The 17,712-nt window shown below is 68.4% G+C and carries 17 protein-coding genes; 5 read left to right on the top strand and 12 right to left on the bottom strand.

Features of this window, described 5'->3' with window-relative positions; genetic code table 11:
• Positions 1-9: 9 nt before the first annotated feature.
• From NL241_RS09385 to NL241_RS09355, 7 genes are all read right to left on the bottom strand, one after another.
• Entirely contained in the window at positions 10-2,319 is a 2,310-nt protein-coding gene (locus tag NL241_RS09385) for a trimethylamine N-oxide demethylase (RefSeq protein WP_494397361.1), read from the bottom strand.
• A gap of 4 nt (positions 2,320-2,323) precedes the next feature.
• A complete protein-coding gene (locus NL241_RS09380) occupies positions 2,324-2,716 on the bottom strand; it encodes a EutQ-related cupin domain-containing protein (protein ID WP_494397360.1) in 393 nt (130 codons plus the stop codon).
• Between the two features lie 142 nt (positions 2,717-2,858).
• Complete coding sequence (locus NL241_RS09375) at positions 2,859-3,146, bottom strand: RNA-binding protein (RefSeq protein ID WP_487691456.1); 288 nt, start codon at positions 3,144-3,146, stop codon at positions 2,859-2,861.
• 90 nt (positions 3,147-3,236) lie between these two features.
• Entirely contained in the window at positions 3,237-3,668 is a 432-nt protein-coding gene (locus NL241_RS09370; protein WP_494397359.1) for an MTB12 C-terminal domain-containing protein, read from the bottom strand.
• An 87-nt stretch (positions 3,669-3,755) separates the two neighbouring features.
• Positions 3,756-4,616: a pseudouridine synthase gene (locus NL241_RS09365; RefSeq protein ID WP_487691159.1), complete on the bottom strand. Its 861-nt coding sequence runs from the start codon at positions 4,614-4,616 to the stop codon at positions 3,756-3,758.
• Between the two features lie 7 nt (positions 4,617-4,623).
• Positions 4,624-6,354, bottom strand: a complete 1,731-nt coding sequence (locus tag NL241_RS09360) for a glycerol-3-phosphate dehydrogenase/oxidase (RefSeq protein ID WP_487691157.1) — start codon at positions 6,352-6,354, stop codon at positions 4,624-4,626.
• Between the two features lie 70 nt (positions 6,355-6,424).
• On the bottom strand, positions 6,425-7,837 hold the full coding sequence (locus NL241_RS09355; protein WP_487691155.1) for an NAD(P)H-quinone dehydrogenase: 1,413 nt from the start codon (positions 7,835-7,837) through the stop codon (positions 6,425-6,427).
• Between the two features lie 87 nt (positions 7,838-7,924).
• On the opposite strand from NL241_RS09355, the gene NL241_RS09350 reads away from it, so the two are divergent.
• On the top strand, positions 7,925-8,404 hold the full coding sequence (locus tag NL241_RS09350; RefSeq protein ID WP_487691153.1) for a gamma-glutamylcyclotransferase family protein: 480 nt from the start codon (positions 7,925-7,927) through the stop codon (positions 8,402-8,404).
• Positions 8,405-8,579: 175 nt separating this feature from the next.
• Here the strand turns inward: NL241_RS09350 and NL241_RS09345 are convergent, their stop codons facing one another.
• Both NL241_RS09345 and NL241_RS09340 read right to left on the bottom strand, forming a co-directional pair.
• A complete protein-coding gene (locus tag NL241_RS09345; RefSeq protein ID WP_487691151.1) occupies positions 8,580-9,749 on the bottom strand; it encodes a M20 family metallopeptidase in 1,170 nt (389 codons plus the stop codon).
• A gap of 52 nt (positions 9,750-9,801) precedes the next feature.
• A complete protein-coding gene (locus NL241_RS09340; RefSeq protein ID WP_487691150.1) occupies positions 9,802-10,983 on the bottom strand; it encodes a M20 family metallopeptidase in 1,182 nt (393 codons plus the stop codon).
• A 67-nt stretch (positions 10,984-11,050) separates the two neighbouring features.
• On the opposite strand from NL241_RS09340, the gene NL241_RS09335 reads away from it, so the two are divergent.
• Positions 11,051-11,845 carry a purine-nucleoside phosphorylase gene (locus NL241_RS09335; RefSeq protein ID WP_487691148.1) on the top strand — a complete coding sequence of 265 codons (795 nt, stop codon included), beginning with the start codon at positions 11,051-11,053 and terminating at the stop codon, positions 11,843-11,845.
• On the opposite strand, the gene NL241_RS09330 is transcribed toward NL241_RS09335, so the two are convergent.
• The gene (locus NL241_RS09330; protein WP_487691147.1) at positions 11,791-12,909 is read right to left on the bottom strand and encodes an AbrB family protein; all 1,119 of its coding nucleotides are present in this window, start codon (positions 12,907-12,909) and stop codon (positions 11,791-11,793) included. The genes NL241_RS09335 and NL241_RS09330 overlap by 55 nt on opposite strands.
• Positions 12,910-13,018: 109 nt before the next feature.
• Here NL241_RS09330 and NL241_RS09325 point away from each other — a divergent pair, with 109 nt between their 5' ends.
• Positions 13,019-13,465, top strand: a complete 447-nt coding sequence (locus tag NL241_RS09325) for a MarR family winged helix-turn-helix transcriptional regulator (RefSeq protein ID WP_494398276.1) — start codon at positions 13,019-13,021, stop codon at positions 13,463-13,465.
• Positions 13,348-14,943, top strand: coding sequence for a phospho-sugar mutase (locus NL241_RS09320; protein WP_494398275.1), 1,596 nt, complete (start codon positions 13,348-13,350; stop codon positions 14,941-14,943). The genes NL241_RS09325 and NL241_RS09320 overlap by 118 nt, the downstream gene beginning before the upstream one ends.
• A gap of 16 nt (positions 14,944-14,959) precedes the next feature.
• On the opposite strand, the gene NL241_RS09315 is transcribed toward NL241_RS09320, so the two are convergent.
• Positions 14,960-15,505 carry a YdcF family protein gene (locus tag NL241_RS09315; RefSeq protein ID WP_494397358.1) on the bottom strand — a complete coding sequence of 182 codons (546 nt, stop codon included), beginning with the start codon at positions 15,503-15,505 and terminating at the stop codon, positions 14,960-14,962.
• Positions 15,506-16,129, bottom strand: a complete 624-nt coding sequence (upp, locus tag NL241_RS09310; protein ID WP_487691144.1) for a uracil phosphoribosyltransferase — start codon at positions 16,127-16,129, stop codon at positions 15,506-15,508.
• 119 nt (positions 16,130-16,248) lie between these two features.
• Between upp and satS the strand changes: the two genes are divergently transcribed.
• On the top strand, positions 16,249-17,532 hold the full coding sequence (gene satS / locus NL241_RS09305) for a protein export chaperone SatS (RefSeq protein WP_487691142.1): 1,284 nt from the start codon (positions 16,249-16,251) through the stop codon (positions 17,530-17,532).
• The last annotated feature ends 180 nt before the right edge of the window (positions 17,533-17,712 follow it).

Here is a 17,712-nt window from a genome sequence, read left to right as displayed (position 1 = left end):
GGCACTCTCCTAGGATCGGGGCCGGGTCTTGTCGGGGTCGTAGAACGGGAACCGGACAACGGTGGCCGGGAGACGTTTGCGGAAGCCGTCGAGCTTGCCGACCTCGACGGCTGTGCCTGGTTCGGCGTACTGAACAGCGATGCGACACAGCGCGACACTGGCGCCCAGGACAGGTGAGCGGACTCCGCTGGTGACCACCCCGATCTGGCTGCGGCCCACGTGGACGCAGTCACCGTGCCCGGCGGTCTCGTTGCCGTCGAGCAGCAGACCCACCAGAACCCGTTGCGGATGAGCCTTGCGTTCCACGAGGGCGGCCCGGCCCAGGAAGTCATCGGTCTTGGATTTCAACGGGACGGTGAACCCGACTCCGGCTTCGAAAGGGTCTGTCTGGTCATCGAACTCGGTGCCCTTGGCGACCAGGCCGGCTTCCACCCGCAGCATCTCCAACGCGTCGAGACCCAGCGGTGCCAGTCCGTACGGCTGCCCCGCCGTCCACACCGCGTCCCACGCCGCCATGGCGTCGTGCGGGTGTGCCCACACTTCGTAACCGAGTTCGCCGGTGTATCCGGTGCGCGACACCAGCACCGGCGCACCGTCCGGGCCGCCGAGGCGCCCGATCAGGAACCGGAACCAGCCGAGCTCGCGCAGCGTGGGCTGGGTCGGCGGGGTCCAGATGACATCGGCGAGCAGCTCACGGCTCACCGGACCCTGTACCGCGATGTTGTGCAGCTGATCACTGGAGTCTTTGATCCAGACCCGGTCGAGGCCGCGGCGGCTCGCCTGCTCGCGCAACCACTCGCCGTCGTAGGGGTCACCACCGACGAATCGGAAGTTGTTGTCGCCCAGCCGGAAGACCGTGCAGTCGTCGACCATACCGCCGGCTTCATTGCACATCGCGGAGTAGACCACCTGCCCGCGGGACAGCCTGCGGACATCCCGGGTCAGGGTGGCCTGCAGCAGTGTCTCCGCGTCGGGTCCGAGCACTTCGTACTTACGCAACGCCGACAGGTCCATCACCGCGGCGCGTTCCCGGCACGCCCAGTACTCCTGCTGAGCGCCGACGTTGTCGAAGCTGCTCGGCAACCAGTATCCGACGTACTCGGTGAACTGCCGGGTCAGCACCTCGGTACGAGGCGCGAAGGCGGTCCTCTTGGTGAGGACGGTCTCGGCATCCGGGGTGACACGGTGGCCGATGGCCACGGAGAACCTCCTGGTCGAATCGTAAACCCGCACATGAACATCGGTGGGTAGCCAGCCATTGGCGGGGTCTATGTCGTCGGGGCAGGCCGACGAGGCGCACACCAGATCCGAGCTTGCTCGCAGCAACACGTAGTCGCCGGGACGCGACCACGGCTCGTCCATCACCAGCTGATGCGCGGCGTCGAAAGCAGTGTTGTAGAACAGGTTCAGCGCCGGCCAGCCGGTGCGGCGGGCCACCCCGTAGCCCGCCAGTGCCGCGTTGAAGTTGTCGGTGCAGTTGACATGGCCCGGATAGCCCATGTCGGCGTAGTACTTTGCGTTGCACGCCAATCCGAAGGTGTCGTGGCGGCCCACCGTGTCGCGCACCACCTCGACCAGTGCCCGCCCACGGGCATCGAAGAACTTGCCGTGCAGACCCGGTTGTGGATAGGCGCCGCCGATCAGTGTCCGGGTAGTGGTGGCGTCCAGGCCGTATTCGGCGCCGTCCTGCAATGCCCGGGCATCGAAGGCCAGAAAGTCCGAACACTGCCGGCCCTCGACGTCGATGATCTGGATGAACTGCCCTTCCCGCACTTGGTAATCGCACGCGGTGAAGGCATCGATACGCAGGTCCAGCAGCGGTTCGGCCAGTGGCGGTGGCAACTCCACCGCGGGCGGCCGGTTCGGCTCGGCGCGGCGCACCTCGACCCACAGTTCCGAGGGCGGGTTGGGTTCGGCGCTGTCGAGGCGCATCGGTGTGGCGGGCGCCGCCAGCAGCAGTACCGCGGTGTCCTCGACGGGGAGATGCACCCGGGCGCCGGGAGCGGTGTGCCCGCCGAACATCCGGGTGGCTGCAGCCTCGCCCGGGAGGACCCCGTGCTGGGCCAACATCCGCAGAATGCGTTGCGCGGCGAAGCCTTCCTCGTCGTCGCCGGCGGCGAGTTCCCGCAGCACACTCGCGGGTGCGTCGGGCCGGGCATCCGGTACCGCGCGCGGATTCACCGACAGCACCGTCAGCTCGGCCGGCTGACGGCCGAACCGGTCGATGACATCGATCGCATCGCCGGGAAACACTCGCAGGGCGGTGACCGACCCGGGCTGTACCCGGTAGGTCTCCACGACGGGCGCGGACAGCGACACGGCGCTAGGGCGCAAACGAACGGTATCCGACGTAGAACGCCAGCGCTCGATCCGGTGTCGAGAACAGGATCCTCGAGCCCTTGGGGAAGAAGATGGCGTCCTTGGCTTTGGCGATCTGCACCTGGCCGGTATCGACGTTCTCGAGCCGGAACTCGCCCTCGAGAACCACCTTCATCTCGTCGTAATCGTAGAAGTAGTCCAGCGGTGCGTCGGTGTTCCGGAGTTCGAAGTAGCCGGAGCACATCGGTACGCCGTCGGGATTGACGTAGACGTCGTCGATGAATCCTTCAGTGCCCGGGTATTTCTCGAGCGACATCTGCGGCAGCTCGCGCCAGAAATCGGACGTCACCCTGAACTCGGGACCTGCGTCGGTGGTCGTTGGAACGGTGTCGGTCATGCCGTCTCCCCTCATCCTCTGTGGTGAAACAGAGGGTAATCGGAGGAAACGCGAACCTGGTTACCGCGAGATTAACGCAGGTAACCATGCGCGACGACACGCCGGCACCGCACAGGGGTTCGCCGCTCGACGACAACGCGGCTCAGATACAGCCACTCACGCTGATCCGCCGTCCCACGTTCGCGCAGACGTTCACATTCGGCGCCGGTGGGACATACACCGGCGGCGGCGGTGGAGGTGGTGGGGGCGGCGGCGCACCGGGTGGAGGAGGTGGCGGCGGGGGCGGGGGCGGCGGCGTCACGTAATTCCATTCGGACAGTGGGTCCGAGCAACCGCTCACGTCCACGAAACGGCCACCGATCGACCCGCAGATCGCCTGCGCCGATGGGGCTGTCACAACAGCGGTACCGACGCTCACCCCGATCACCATCACCGCAGCAGCGGAGTGAACCAGCCTGGGCAACATGCCCCCATGGTCGGACAAACGGGCGTGTCTTGGCGCCCGTTTGTCCAAAATGGGTCAGACCGTGCAGGTGGTGCCGGCGACCTGGGTGGCGATCACACAGGCGGACGGGTTGCTCAGCTTCCAGGCGCCGTCCTGGTTGACCCAGTAGATCTGGTGGGTCTTGGTACCGAAGATCGGAATGGTGACGGCCAGCTGCGCGTCCACCTGGTCACCGTTGAGCGCCGCGTTCTCGACCCGCCACGACATCATCGAGCTGTACTGGTCGATGACGCCGGCAATGTTGTTGGCGGTGGGCACGGCAGCCAGCCCGCCCTGCAACTCGCCGGCCCGTTCCTGGTCGCTGAGGCCCCGGTTGAGCACCTTCTGCAGCTGCGACTGCAGCTGATCACTCGATGGCGTCGGTGGCAACGGCTCAGCGCTGGCGGCACCGGCGCCCATCAACGCACCGGCCATCAGAACTGTCATCGCACTCAACGCCGTCCGCATGTTCACAACCTTCTCTCAGCAATTAGGGCCCCTAACCAGACCACTTCCCGAGATCCCGCACAAGAGCTACGGTCGGCGCCGCGAGTGTCAACCCAGCGTGCGGTCGCTGACGAACCGGCGCGGCGCTCCGGTGAGCGGGTCGTCGAACTCCAAGGCCTGAGCCAGCAGCTGTAGCGGTGTGCTGAAGTCGTCGGCGGCGACGTCGATGATGTTCGGGTACAGAGGATCACCGGCGATGGGGACACCGATGGACGTCATGTGCACCCGGAGCTGATGCGTGCGCCCGGTATGCGGTGTCAGCCGATATCGTTGCCCGCCAAGATGTTCCACCAAAGTCTCGGCGTTCGGCTCCCCTGGCTCTTGCACCGCCTGCAGGCGGCCACGGTATTTCGTGATCCTGCTGCGCAGCACGGTCGGCAGGGCGACAGTCGGAACACCTTGCGCCACAGCGTGATACGTCTTGGACACCTGACCGCGGGCGAACATGGTCTGGTAGGGCCCCCGCAACTCACGCCGACACGTGAACAACAGCACCCCCGCGGTCAACCGGTCCAGCCGATGGGCCGGACTGAGCTCCGGCAACCCCAGCGAGCGGCGCAGCCGCACCACCGCGGTCTGGGCCACGTGACGGCCCCGCGGCATGGTCGCCAAGAAGTGCGGCTTGTCGATCACCACCAGATCGTCGTCGCGGTAGAGCACCGGGATGTCGAACGGCACCTCGACCTCGTCGGGCAGATCCCGGTACAGGTAGACGGACGCGCCCGGCGGCAGCACCGTGCCCACGGTCACCACAGTGCCGTCGGCGTCGACCACCTCGCCGGCGAGCACCTTGTGCGCCGCCGCCTCACCGAACCGAGAGGCCAACTCCACCAGCACCGCTCCCCCACGCAACGTGATCCGCGTCGGCCCCAGGCCGTCACGATCGGGAAGCGGTGCCTGCCTTGTCAATACCGACTCAATTGAGTGGCACGGGCTCGAGGATCTCGGCTCGCGCCTCGGGTGCTGCGGCCCGCAGCGCGTCCGCGGAAGCGTCGTCCGGCTGGGTCTGCGACAACACCTCGGCCTCCACCCGCGCGATGTAGGTGGCCACCTCGCGGTCGACGTCCTCGGCACTCCACCCCAGGATCGGGGCCACCACCTCGGCCACCTCGCGGGCGCAGTCCACCCCCCGGTGCGGGTACTCGATCGAGATCCGCATCCGCCGCGCCAGGATGTCCTCCAGGTGCAGCGCCCCCTCGGCCGCGGCGCCGTACGCCGCCTCCACCTTCAGGTACACCGGCGCCTCGGTGATCGGCTCCAACAGCTCCGGGCGGTCCACCGCCAGGGCCAGCACCTCGTCGATCAATGAGCCGTAGCGGTCCAGCAGGTGGCGCACCCGGTAGGGATGCAGGCCGAACCGTGCACCGACGTGCTCAGTCTGATTGATCAGCGCGAAGTACCCGTCGGCGCCCACCAGCGGCACCTTCTCGGTGATCGAGGTCGCCACCCGTGCCGGAATGTATTCTGCGGCAGCATCGATGGCGTCATCGGCCATCACCCGGTAGGTGGTGTACTTGCCGCCGGCGATCGCCACCAGACCCGGGGCGGGTGAGGCAACGGCGTGCTCGCGCGACAGCTTGGAGGTCTCCTCGCTCTCCCCCGCCAGCAGCGGACGCAGACCCGCGTACACCCCGTCGATGTCGTCGTGGGTCAGCGGCGTGGCCAGCACACCGTTGACGGTGCCCAGGATGTAGTCGATATCGGCTTTGGTGGCCGCCGGATGGGCGAGGTCGAGGTTCCAGTCGGTGTCGGTGGTCCCGATGATCCAGTGCGTCCCCCACGGGATGACGAACAACACCGACTTCTCGGTGCGCAGGATGATCGCCACCTCGCTGACGATCCGGTCGCGCGGCACCACGATGTGCACACCCTTGGAGGCGCGCACCCGGAACCGGCCGCGTTGTTTGGACAGCGCCTGGATCTCGTCGGTCCACACCCCGGTCGCGTTGACCACGACGTGCCCACGCACCTCGGTGACCGCGCCGTCCTCGGAATCGCGGATGCGCACGCCGACCACCCGGTCGCCCTCGCGCAGCAGCGAGATCACCTGGGTGGAGGTGCGCACCACAGCGCCGTAATGGGCGGCGGTGCGGGCCACGGTCATCGTGTGGCGGGCGTCGTCGACGACGGTGTCGTAGTACCGGATGCCGCCGATCAGCGAACTGCGCTTCAACCCCGGCGCCAGCCGCAGCGCACCCGACTTGGTGAGGTGTTTCTGCGCGGGCACCGACTTGGCGCCACCGAGCTGGTCGTAGAGGAAGATGCCCGCCGCGATGTAGGGCCGCTCCCACACCCGGTTGGTCAGCGGGAACAGGAACGGCAGCGGCTTGACCAGGTGCGGCGCCAATGTCGTCAACGACAGCTCGCGTTCGTGCAGTGCCTCACGCACCAGGCCGAACTCCAGCTGCTCGAGGTAGCGCAATCCGCCGTGGAACATCTTCGAGGACCGGCTCGAGGTACCCGAGGCGAAGTCGCGGGCCTCGACCAGGGCCACCCTCAAGCCCCGGGTCGCGGCGTCCAGGGCGCTGCCGGCACCGACCACGCCGCCACCGATCACCACGACGTCGAACTGTTCGCTGCCCAGGCGGTCCCACGCACGCGCCCGTTGCCGGGGGTTCAGGAAGGAGTCTGACTGGTCGTCGCTCACCCAGCCCACCCTAGCGATCTCGGCGCGCTGATAACCGCTCAGCGGTTGTGAGCGCGCCGAAACCCCTACTTCAGTCGAGGTCGTCGTGGGCCATCAGGCGGCGAGCTGCCTCCACGATCGACCCGGACAGCGACGGGTACACCGAGAGCGTCTGCGCCAGATCCGTGACCGAGATCCGGTTCTGCACGGCCAGCGCGATGGGCAGGATCAGCTCGGAGGCGATGGGCGCCACCACCACACCGCCGATCACCACGCCGGTGGCCGGCCGGCAGAAGATCTTGACGAAACCGTGCCGCAGCAGGCTCATCTTCGCGCGCGCATTGGTGTTCAGCGGCAGCATGATGGTGCGCGCGGGCACACTGCCGTCGTCGATCGCGGTCTGCGGGATCCCGACGGCGGCGATCTCCGGGCGGGTGAACGTCGCCGAGGCGACGGTGCGCAACCGGATCGGCGCCACCCCCTCACCGAGCGCGTGGTACATCGCGATGCGGCCCTGCATGGCCGCCACCGATGCCAGCGGCAGCAGACCGGTGCAGTCGCCGGCGGCGTAGATGCCCGACGCCGGGGTGCGCGACACCCGGTCCACCGGGATGTAGCCGCCGGGTTTGAGCTCCACGCCGACGCGCTCGAGACCGAGGCCTTGGGTGTTGGGGACGGAGCCGACCGTCATCAACGCGTGGCTGCCGTCGACGACGCGGCCGTCGGCCATCGCCACGCGCACCCCGGTCTCGGTGCGGGTCACCGCCTGCGCGCGGGCGTTCTTGACCAACGTCACACCACGTTCGTTGAACACCTCCTCGAGCGCGGCGGCGGCGTCACTGTCCTCGTGCGGCAGGATCTGGTCACGGCTGGCGACGACGGTGACGTTGACGCCCAGTTCGGTGTAGGCGTTGCAGAACTCAGCACCGGTGACACCCGAACCCACGATGATCAGGTGCTGGGGCAACTCGGTGAGCTCATAGAGCTGACGCCAGGTCAGGATCCGCTCGCCGTCGGGGACCGCGTTGGGCAGCACGCGCGGGCTGGCACCTGTGGCGATGAGCACGATATCGGCCTTCAACACCCCGGTCTTGCCGTCGGGGGTGGTGACCTTGACCCGGTGGTGCGCCATCCCGGCCACGTCGTCCACCAACTCGCCGCGGCCACCGATGATGGTGACGCCCTGGTTGAGCAACTGCGAGCCGATATCGGCCGACTGCGACCGGGCCAGCGTCTTCACCCGGTTGTTGATCTGGCTGAGTTCGATCTTGGCGGCGTCGATGCCGATGTCGTAGCCGAGGCCCTCGGCGCGGCGCAGTTCGGTGCGCACACCGGTCGAGGCGATGAACGTCTTCGACGGCACACAGTCGAAGAGCACACACGCACCACCGAGTCCGTCGGAGTCGACGACGGTGACCTGCACTTCCGGACCACGGGCTGCGGCGACCAGGGCCGCTTCATATCCGGCGGGGCCCCCGCCGATGATCACGATGCGCGTTGGCACGGCTCAAACCTAGTCGCGCGACGCCACGCGCACCGTTTCGGGTCGACTCCTCGGCGGCTGTGTGGGCTTTCTGACTAAGCTTTTCTGGTGCCGATCTACGCCGCCTACGGGTCGAACATGCATCCCGAGCAGATGTTGGAGCGGGCTCCGCACTCGCCGATGGCGGGCACCGGGTGGCTACATGGCTGGCGGCTGACGTTCGGCGGCGAGGACATCGGCTGGGAAGGCGCACTGGCGACCCTCGTCGAGGATCCGACGTCGAAGGTGTTCGTGGTGCTCTACGACATGACCAAGGAGGACGAGGAGACCCTCGATCGCTGGGAAGGGTCGGAGTTCGGTGTGCACAAGAAGATCCGTTGCCGCGTGCACCGCGAAACTTCGGACACCACAACCGATCCCGTGCTGGCATGGCTGTACGTGCTGGACGCCTACGAGGGCGGCGTACCCTCGGCCCGCTACCTGGGCGTCATGGCCGACGCCGCCGAGATCGCCGGCGCGCCCGCCGACTATGTGCACGACCTGCGCACCCGTCCCGCCCGCAACATCGGGCCGGGCACCAGCGGCTGACCGGGCTGACCTTGTGAGCCCGGCCCTCTCTCCCCCTCGTACCTCGGGCTCGTCGACCGGGCTGACCACTTGAGCCCGGCCTCCCTTCCCCTCGTACCTCGGGCTCGTCGACCGGGCTGACCACTTGAGCCCGGCCCTCTCTCCCCCTCGTACCTCGGGCTCGTCGACCGGGCTGTCAGAACGCGGCGCTTTGCTCCACCAGGTTCACCATCGTCCGCACCCCGACGCCCAGCGCGCGCTCGTCGAGATCGAACGTGGGCTGGTGCAGATCGAGCTGAGGCCCCTCGCCGCTCCACACGCCAAGTCGCGCCATCGCGCCGGGCACCTCCTCGAGGTACCAGGAGAAGTCCTCGCCGCCGCCGGACTGTTGTGTGTCGGCCAGCACGTCGGGCCCGACGGCCTCGATGGCGTGCATCATGATCCGCGTCGAGACCTCTTCGTTGACCACCGGTGGCACACCGCGGTTGTACTGCAACGAATGGGCAATGCCCAGCGGCGCCAGGAGTGAGGAAACCGCTTCGGAGACAAGCCCTTCCAGGTCCAGCCAGGTCTTCCGACTGGCGGTGCGCACGGTGCCCGACAACGTGCCGGACTGGGGAATCGCATTGGCCGCCACCCCGGCGTTCACCGCACCCCACACCATCACCGTGTTGTGTCTCGGGTCGACCCGCCGGGACAGGATTCCCGGCACACCGGTGATGAGCATGCCCAGCCCGTAGACCAGATCGTGGGTCAGGTGCGGGCGCGAGGTGTGCCCGCCGGGTGAGTGCAGGGTGATCTCGAGTGAATCGGCGGCCGAGGTGATGGGCCCGGGCGTGGTGGCCACGCGGCCGACTGCCAGCCGCGGATCACAGTGCAGCGCGAAGATGCGCGACACCGACGACAAGACCCCGGCCGAGATGGCGTCGATGGCGCCGCCCGGCATCAATTCCTCGGCAGCCTGGAACACCAACCGCACCGACACCGGCAGTTCCGGCACCGTGTTCAGCGCCAGCGCGGTTCCCAACAGAATCGCCGTGTGCGCGTCATGACCGCAGGCGTGGGCCACCCCGGGCACCGTCGACGAATACTCCGCGCCGGTGCGCTCGGCCATCGGCAGCGCGTCCATGTCGGCCCGCAAGGCGATCCGCTGGCGGTGCTCGGGACCGATATCGCACGTCAGCCCAGTACCGCCGGGCAGGATCTTCGGGTTCAGGCCGGCGTCGGCCAGCCGTTCCGCCACGAACTGGGTGGTGGCGAACTCCTGGCGGCCCAGCTCCGGGTGGCGGTGCAGGTGCCTGCGCCACCCGACCAGATCGTCGTAGTGCGACGCCAGCCAGGACTCGGTGTAGTCGGCCAAGCTCATGCGCGATCCGCTCCCGTGCTCGTCCCTCGCACACTCGCCACTCGCTGGAGACTCATGCGGACCGCCGCTCCTGCAGTTCCAGGACCCGGTCACGTTCGGTGCCGGACTCGGCCAACGCCACCACCGTGCGGGCGAGCATGATGGCCCCCTCGACGACGGCGGTGTCACCGCTGGGGCTCGCCGCGGCGGCGGTGAACCCCGGTTGGTGCACGCTGGCACCGCCGGCGTCCACCCCCACGACCGGGTGGATCCCGGGCATGACCTTGGTGACATTGCCCATATCGGTGCTGCCGAGAGGCAGCGATGCCTCCATCTCGGCCGGCAACGGTGTGCGACCCATCCGCAGCATCTCGGCGCGGAACGTCTCGGCCAGGAAATGGTCGGGCGTCAGCTCCTGATACATGGGTGAGGCTTCCTGCACGTCGTATTCACATCCTGTTGCTACCGCGCCGGCCTGGAAACAGCCGGCCACCTTGGCTTCGAGGGCTTGCAGCGCCGAGGTCTCGGTGGCGCGCAAGGTGTACCGCAACGCCGCCCGAGCCGGAATGACATTGGGCACCTTGCCGCCTTCGGTGACGATGCCGTGCATCATCTGCCCCGGCGTCAGGTGCTGGCGCAGCAGGCCGATGGCCACCTGCGTCACCGTCACCGCATCGGCGGCATTCACACCCAGATACGGCGCGACCGCCGCATGGGACTCGCGCCCCCGGTACGTCACGAACACCTCCGAGAGCGCCAGCGACCGCGCGGCGGCGATGTCGATGGGGCCGGGGTGCAACATGACCGTCGCGGCGATGTCGTCGAACACACCCTCTTTGAGCAGCAGCACCTTGCCGCCCCCGGCCTCCTCGGCCGGGGTGCCGACCAGCACCACGGTCAGGCCCATGTCGTCTGCGACCTCGGCCAGCGCCAACGCCGTGCCCACGGCCGACGCGGCGATGATGTTGTGCCCGCACGCATGCCCGATCTCGGGCAGCGCGTCGTACTCGGCGCACACGCCGACCACCAGCGGGCCACTGCCGAACGAGGCGCGGAAGGCGGTGTCGATACCGCCGACGGCCGGGCTGATCTCGAAACCGCGCTCGGCAACCAGAGCCTGGGTCTTGGCGCAGCTGCGGTGTTCCTGGAACGCCAGCTCCGGCTCGGCGTGGATCGAGTGGGACAGCGCCACCAGGTCGTCGCGGCGACGACGAATGACGTCGTCCACAGTCGAGGACGCGGCAACACCGGGCATCACAGCAGTATCGCACCGACGCGGGTGTGAGCTCTCCCGGCGTTGGTGGTCACTAGGCTCATGCGACGTGACCGATCCCAGCCTGCGCGCCCATGAAGCCGCCCGCGCCATCGCCGAGCGCACCGGCGTCGGCCGTCACGACGTCGCCGTCGTCCTGGGATCGGGGTGGGCGCCGGCGGTCAAGGTGCTGGGTGAACCGACGGCCGTGCTGCCGATGGACGAACTACCCGGCTTCACCACACCGACGGCGGCCGGCCACGGCGGTCAGGTGCTCTCGGTTCCGCTGGGACAGCACCGGGTGCTGGTCCTGGTGGGGCGCATCCACGCCTATGAGGGCCACGACCTCTCCGACGTGGTGCACCCCGTGCGCACGGCGTGTGCGGCCGGCGCCGACACCGTGGTGCTGACCAATGCGGCCGGCGGGCTACGCGAGGACTTCGCCGTGGGCCAGCCGGTGCTGATCAGCGACCACCTGAACTTGACGGCGCGCTCGCCGCTGGTCGGCGCGCAGTTCGTCGATCTGGTGGATGCCTACTCCCCGGCGCTGCGCGCGCTGGCCCGCGAGATCGACCCGTCACTGACCGAAGGTGTCTACGCGGGGCTGCCCGGCCCGCACTACGAGACACCGGCCGAGATCCGGATGCTGCGCACGCTGGGTGCCGACCTGGTGGGGATGTCCACTGTCCACGAGACCATCGCCGCCCGGGCGGCGGGCGCCCGGGTGCTGGCGGTGTCGCTGGTGACCAATCTGGCGGCGGGTATGACCGGTGAACCGCTGAGTCACGCCGAGGTGCTCGAGGCGGGCCGTCAGTCCGCGACCGCGATGGGTTCCCTGCTGTCCTCGGTGATCTCCCGGCTCTGACGCCGGCCGCCGATGCGCTCGGTGAGCTTGACCAGCCCGCGCGCCATCAGCGGCGCGGCGAAGAGCATGACCAGCACCCGCAGCACCTGGGCCGCGACGATGAACGTGACGTCGGATCCGGTTTCCACGGCGGTGGCCAGCACGGCGTAGATACCGCCGGGGCTCGTCGCCAGGTAACCCTCCAGTGGCGTCATCCCGGTGACGTGTGACAGCAGCACACCCAGGCCGGCGGTGGCGACGGTCAGCGCGGCGATCAAGCCCAGCGCCAACGGCATCGCGCGGCCCACGGCGCGCAGCGAGTCCCGGGTGAAGGCGACCCCGGCCTGCCAGCCGATCAGTACGTAACCGACCTGCACCAGCATCTGTGGCACCGACAGCCCGAAGCTGAAACCGGTGACCTCCAGGACCACGGTGACGGCCATGGGGCCCAGCAGGCCGGCGCCGGGCAGATGAACCAGCTTGCCGAGCACCACACCCACCACGGAGATGGCGATGATCAGCCCGAGGCTGAGATACCACGGCGCTGAAGCGGTTTCGGTCACCACGGTGGGGTGGGAGAAGTCGGGATGGAAGATGAACAGCACCACGACCGGCATGGTGGCGGTCACCAGGCCGACCCGGAGGTACTGCACCACGGCGACCACGCGGTCGTCGCCGCCGAGTTCACGGGCGATCGCCACCAGACCGGACGCGCCGCCGGCCACCAGGGCCAGCGCACCGGTGAGTGGGGTGATGTCGCGCCTCAACCCCAGCAGCGCGCCGGCGATGACGCTGATCGCCAGCGTGGCGACCACCACGGTGATCACGATCGGCCAGTGCGGCCCGAGGGCGCCCAGCGAATCCTGGTTCACCATGGTGCCGATGTAGACGCCGAGGACAGCCTGGGCGGCGTGGCCGGCGCGGCGTGGCACGGCCTTGGGGGCCAGCGAGCACAGCGCTAGCACGATGCCGACGACCAGAGCGGCGAACAGGGCGGCCGAGGGGACGCCCGCGAAGGTCAGAGCGACGGTGACGGCGACGGTGACAGCTGCCAGAAGTGCCCACTTGCCGACCGTCTTCACCATTCGCTGCTGCCTCCTCACCGATTATTGACAAGTATGCGCTTGCTTTTATTTCGAATCAATCCAGTGTGTTGCACTTCTCTTCCCATTATTGCCAAGGTATACCTTGGTAATGTCTCAAAACACCGCCTCAGCCACCGAACTTCGCGAGTCGGTGATGGCCCTCGCCCGTCAGATGCGCCGGCACCGCCCGGACAACGGGCTCACGCTGAGCCAGCTCGAGATCCTGGGCGACACCAGCCGGTCAGGGGTGACTACCCCCGCAGAGATCGCCGCACGCCTTCAGGTGCGGGTGCAATCGCTGACCGACAGCATCAACGAACTCGAGTCCCGCGCCCTGGTGTCACGCCGTCCCGATCCGGCCGACCGCCGCCGCCAGCTCATCGAGATCACTCCCCAGGGGACGCAGCTGCTGCAGGACGACCGCGCCCAGCGCGACACCTGGCTGCAGACCGCCATGCGCGACAGCCTCACCGAGCTCGAGTTCGATCTGCTGATGATCGTGGCCCCGGTGCTGCGCAAGCTGGCCGACGGCGAGACGGCACAATCGGCATCATGATCACCTTCGGCACGGCCGGGCTGCGCGGACCCATGCGCGACGGCCCCGACGGCATGAACGTCGAGAACGTCACCCGGGCCACCTGGGCGGTGGCCAAGGTGCTCACCGACCGGTGCCTGGGCGGCTCGACGGTGGTCGTCGGACGTGACGCGCGGCACCAGTCCGACGACTTCGCTCTGGCCACCGCGGAAGTGTTTGCCGCAGCCGGGTTTTCGGTGGTGCTGCTCCCGGACGCGCTGCCCACCCCGGTGGTGGCGTTCGCGGTGCGCCGGCTGGGCGCCGCGGCAGGCGTCCAGATCACCGCATCGCACAACCCGGCCGGCGACAACGGTTACAAGGTGTACTTCGACGGTGGGGTGCAGATCGTCTCCCCCACAGACCGCGAGATCGAGGCCGCGATGCGTGCGGCTCCCGACCTCATCCGCCGCGAAGCGGTGCAGCCCAGCGACACCGACCTGGTGGAGCATTACCTCGACCGGGCGGCGAGCGTGCGTCGCGGCGACGGCTCGGTGCGGGTGGCACTGACCCCGTTGCACGGGGTGGGCGGCACCGTGGCGCTGGAGGCGCTGAGCCGGGCCGGCTTCACCGACGTCCACACCGTGGAAGCACAGTTCTGGCCGGATCCCGATTTCCCGACGGTCACGTTCCCCAACCCGGAGGAGCCGGGAGCCACCGACGCGCTGTTGGAGCTGGCCGTCGAGGTCGACGCCGACGTTGCGATCGCGTTGGATCCCGACGCCGACCGGTGCGCGGTGGGTATCCCCACCGACTCCGGGTGGCGAATGCTCTCGGGTGACGAAACCGGTTGGCTGTTGGGCGATTACATTCTGTCCGAACCGTCCGAGGGTGCGCTGGTGGCCAGCACGGTGGTGTCCTCACGCCTGTTGGCCCGGATCGCCGAGGCCCACGGCGCCCGCCATGTGGAGACGCTCACCGGGTTCAAGTGGTTGGGACGCGCCGATGCCGACCTGCCCGGCCACACCCTGGTGTACGCGTACGAGGAGGCCATCGGACACTGCGTCGACCCGGCCGCGGTGCGCGACAAAGACGGTGTGAGCGCGGCCGTACTGGTCTGCGATCTGGTGGCGGCAGTCAAATCGCAGGGCCGCTCACTCACCGACTCCCTGGACGCTCTTGCCCTCCGGCACGGCGTGCACCTGACCGCGGCGGTCACCGAACGCGTCCCCGACACCGCGGCGCTGATGCAGCGCGTACGCGCCGAACCGCCCACCCGCGTGGCCGGGATCGACGTCACCGTGGCAGACCTGCTGGACCGCCGCGGCCCGCAGCGCACCGATGCCCTGCTGCTGACCGGTGAAGCGGTGCGGGTGGCGATCCGCCCGTCGGGAACCGAACCCAAGATCAAGGGCTACATCGAGATCGCCTTGCCGCCCACCGACGACCTCGCGGCAGCGCGTGGCCGGGCGCAGGAGCTGATGGCCGCCGTCGTCGCCGACATCAGCGCCCTGCTCGGCTGAGTACGCGAACCGGGCCTCAGCAGCCCAGGACCGTCGCCTTGACCATCGCGGCGTACTGGTAGGCGTAGGTATGGGCCCAGCCGATGACATTCAAGTCGTAGGTCCGCGGGACGGGCCGCATGGTCAGCTCACCGTCGAAACACTTCTCGAAGATGTAGCGGGCCCGCACCATGTGGTAGTTCCACGACACCACGATCACGTGCTTCCAGCCGTGTTCGCTCGCAAGTTTTGCGGTGAACATCGCTTCGCCGCGGGTGGTCCACGGGTGGGGGACGAAGCAGACCACCGTGATGGTGGCGGTCCCGGATGCGCACGCCCGTTGGATCATCGGGTCGTTCTCGCCGTAGTCGTTGGACACCACCACCGTGTCGGCGTAACCCTGGCGGGCCAATTCGAAGCCGTAGTCGATGCGACCGTCCTTGTCACCGCCGAGCACCACGATCGCGTCGGCCTTGCTCAGCTGGTCCACCTGGGGTCGGGTGAACAGCATGTAGCCACCCACTCCGGCGGCCGCGACAACGACCAGCGCGGTGGCCGTCAGCCAGATCAGGAGCCGCCGCACTCAGCGTGGACCGAATTGGCGGTCACCGGCATCACCGAGTCCCGGCACGATGTAGGCGACGTCGTTGAGCCCGTCGTCGATGGTGGCGGTGAACAACCGCGCCTCCGGTGCGGCGGCTTCCACCGCGGCGATGCCCTCCGGCGCCACCACCACGCAGATCATGGTGATGTCGACCGCGCCGCGCGCCTTCAGCAGGCCCAGCGTGTGGGCCATGGAGCCGCCGGTGGCCAGCATCGGATCCAGCACGATCACCGGTTGTGTGCTCAGATCGTCGGGCAGTGACTCCAGGTAGGGCGTCGGGCGGTGGGTCTCCTCGTTGCGCGCCACGCCCACGAAGCCGACCTTCGCCTCGGGAATGAGCGCGTGTGCCTGGTCCACCATGCCGAGGCCCGCGCGCAGCACCGGAACCAGCAGCGGCGGCACGGCCAGCCGGTGACCGGTGGTGTCCACCAGCGGGGTGCGCACGTTGATCTCGACCCGGGCAGCGTCTCGGGTCGCTTCGTAAACGAGCATCAGCGTCAGGTCGCGCAACGCGGCCCGGAATCCGGCGTTGTCGGTGCGCTCATCCCGCAGCGTGGTCAGCCGGGCAGCGGCCAAGGGGTGATCGACAACGCAGACATCCATACGCAGACCCTAGAACCCCTCGGCCGAGCGTGCGCGCCCCCGGCCGACACGCCGCGCCCGGAGGTGGTTTGCGCACGCGCGTGGTGGGGCGCTCAGGGCACGTCGTTATCCTGTGCCGCATGGCTGCTGAGCTTGTGCCGATCAGACTCACTTTGACCAAGGGCGACTTCTACACCGTGTGGGCGCCGCGCTGGCGCGACGCCGGCGACGAGTGGGAGGCGCTGCTGGGTAAAGACGAAGATCTGTACGGGTTCGCCAGCGCCGCCGACCTGGTGGCGTTCGTGCGCGGCGGCGACGAGAACGACCTGTCCGACCACCCGGCGTGGGGGCAATTGCTCGAGGCCTCGGCGCACAAGCTGGATCCCAGCGAGGACCGGCAGTTCGATCTGATCGCCGTCGAAGAGTTGCTGGCCGACAAGCCCACCGAGGAGTCGGTGGCCACCCTGGCCCGCACGCTGGCCATCGTCTCGTCCATCGGATCGGTGTGCGAGCTGCCGGCGGTGACAAAATTCTTCAACGGCAACCCGACGCTGAGCACTGTCAACGGCGGTGTCGACGAGTTCAGCGGCAAAGCCGGACTCAAGCGCTGGAACAACATCGCCGCGATCGTCGGGCGCAACTGGGACGGCATCATCGCCGCGATCGACGACATCATCACCACCCCTGCGGTGGACGAGAAGCTGTCGGCGAAGGCCGCTGAGGAACTGGCCGAACCCGCCCCCGAGGAGCCGGAGGACGATGTTGTCGCCGTTGAGGACGACGACGACCTGATCGAGGACGACGGCGTCGCCGACGACGATGAGGACGAGGCGCTGGCCGACCAAGCCGAGAGCGCCGGTGGTGTGCTGGGCGGCACCGACGACTTCTGGGCCAGGGTCGGGATCGACCCGGTGCAGATGATGACCAGCTCGGGCACCTTCTACACGCTGCGCTGCTACTTCGACGACCGGCCGCTGTTCCTCGGCCGCAACGGCCGCATCAGCGTGTTCTCGTCCGAGCGTGCGCTGGCCCGCTACCTGGCCGACGAGCACGACCACGACCTGTCGGATCTGAGCACCTACGACGACATCCGCACCGCCGCCACCGATGGCTCGCTCGACGTCGACGTCACCGATGAGAACGTCTATGTGCTCGCGGGTCTGGCCGAGGAATTGGCCGAAGGCCCCGACGGGATCGACCGGGATCAGCTCGCGCTGGCCGTCGAACTGCTGCAGGACGTGGGCGACTACTCCGAAGACGACACCGTCGACCGGACCTTGACCGCCGATTCTGCGCTGGGCAAGTTCGTCGCCTACGTCAGCGATCCCGACGCCAACGACCGCCCCGCCGCCCCCCACGCCAAGGCGGTCGCGGAGTTCGAGAAGCTGGAGCGGTTCCTGGAGTCGCGCCTGCGCCGCGAGTAAACCGCGCGCAGCGCCCGTGCGATCTCCCGCGAGCGCGCGTGTCTGTACGTCGCACAGGGGCGTGTCGCGTACAAATACGCGCGCTGGCGCGTACCTGAAACCTGGCTTCGGGTAGTGCTTTACGCTGTTGTGCCCCCTGGTCGCGGGACGAGCATTCCGAGTGTCCGACAAACACACTCA

Source organism: Mycolicibacterium sp. SMGY-1XX (genome assembly GCF_059132455.1).
Note: the sequence above shows the minus strand (reverse complement) of the source record. Positions and strands in the feature narration are given on the sequence as shown.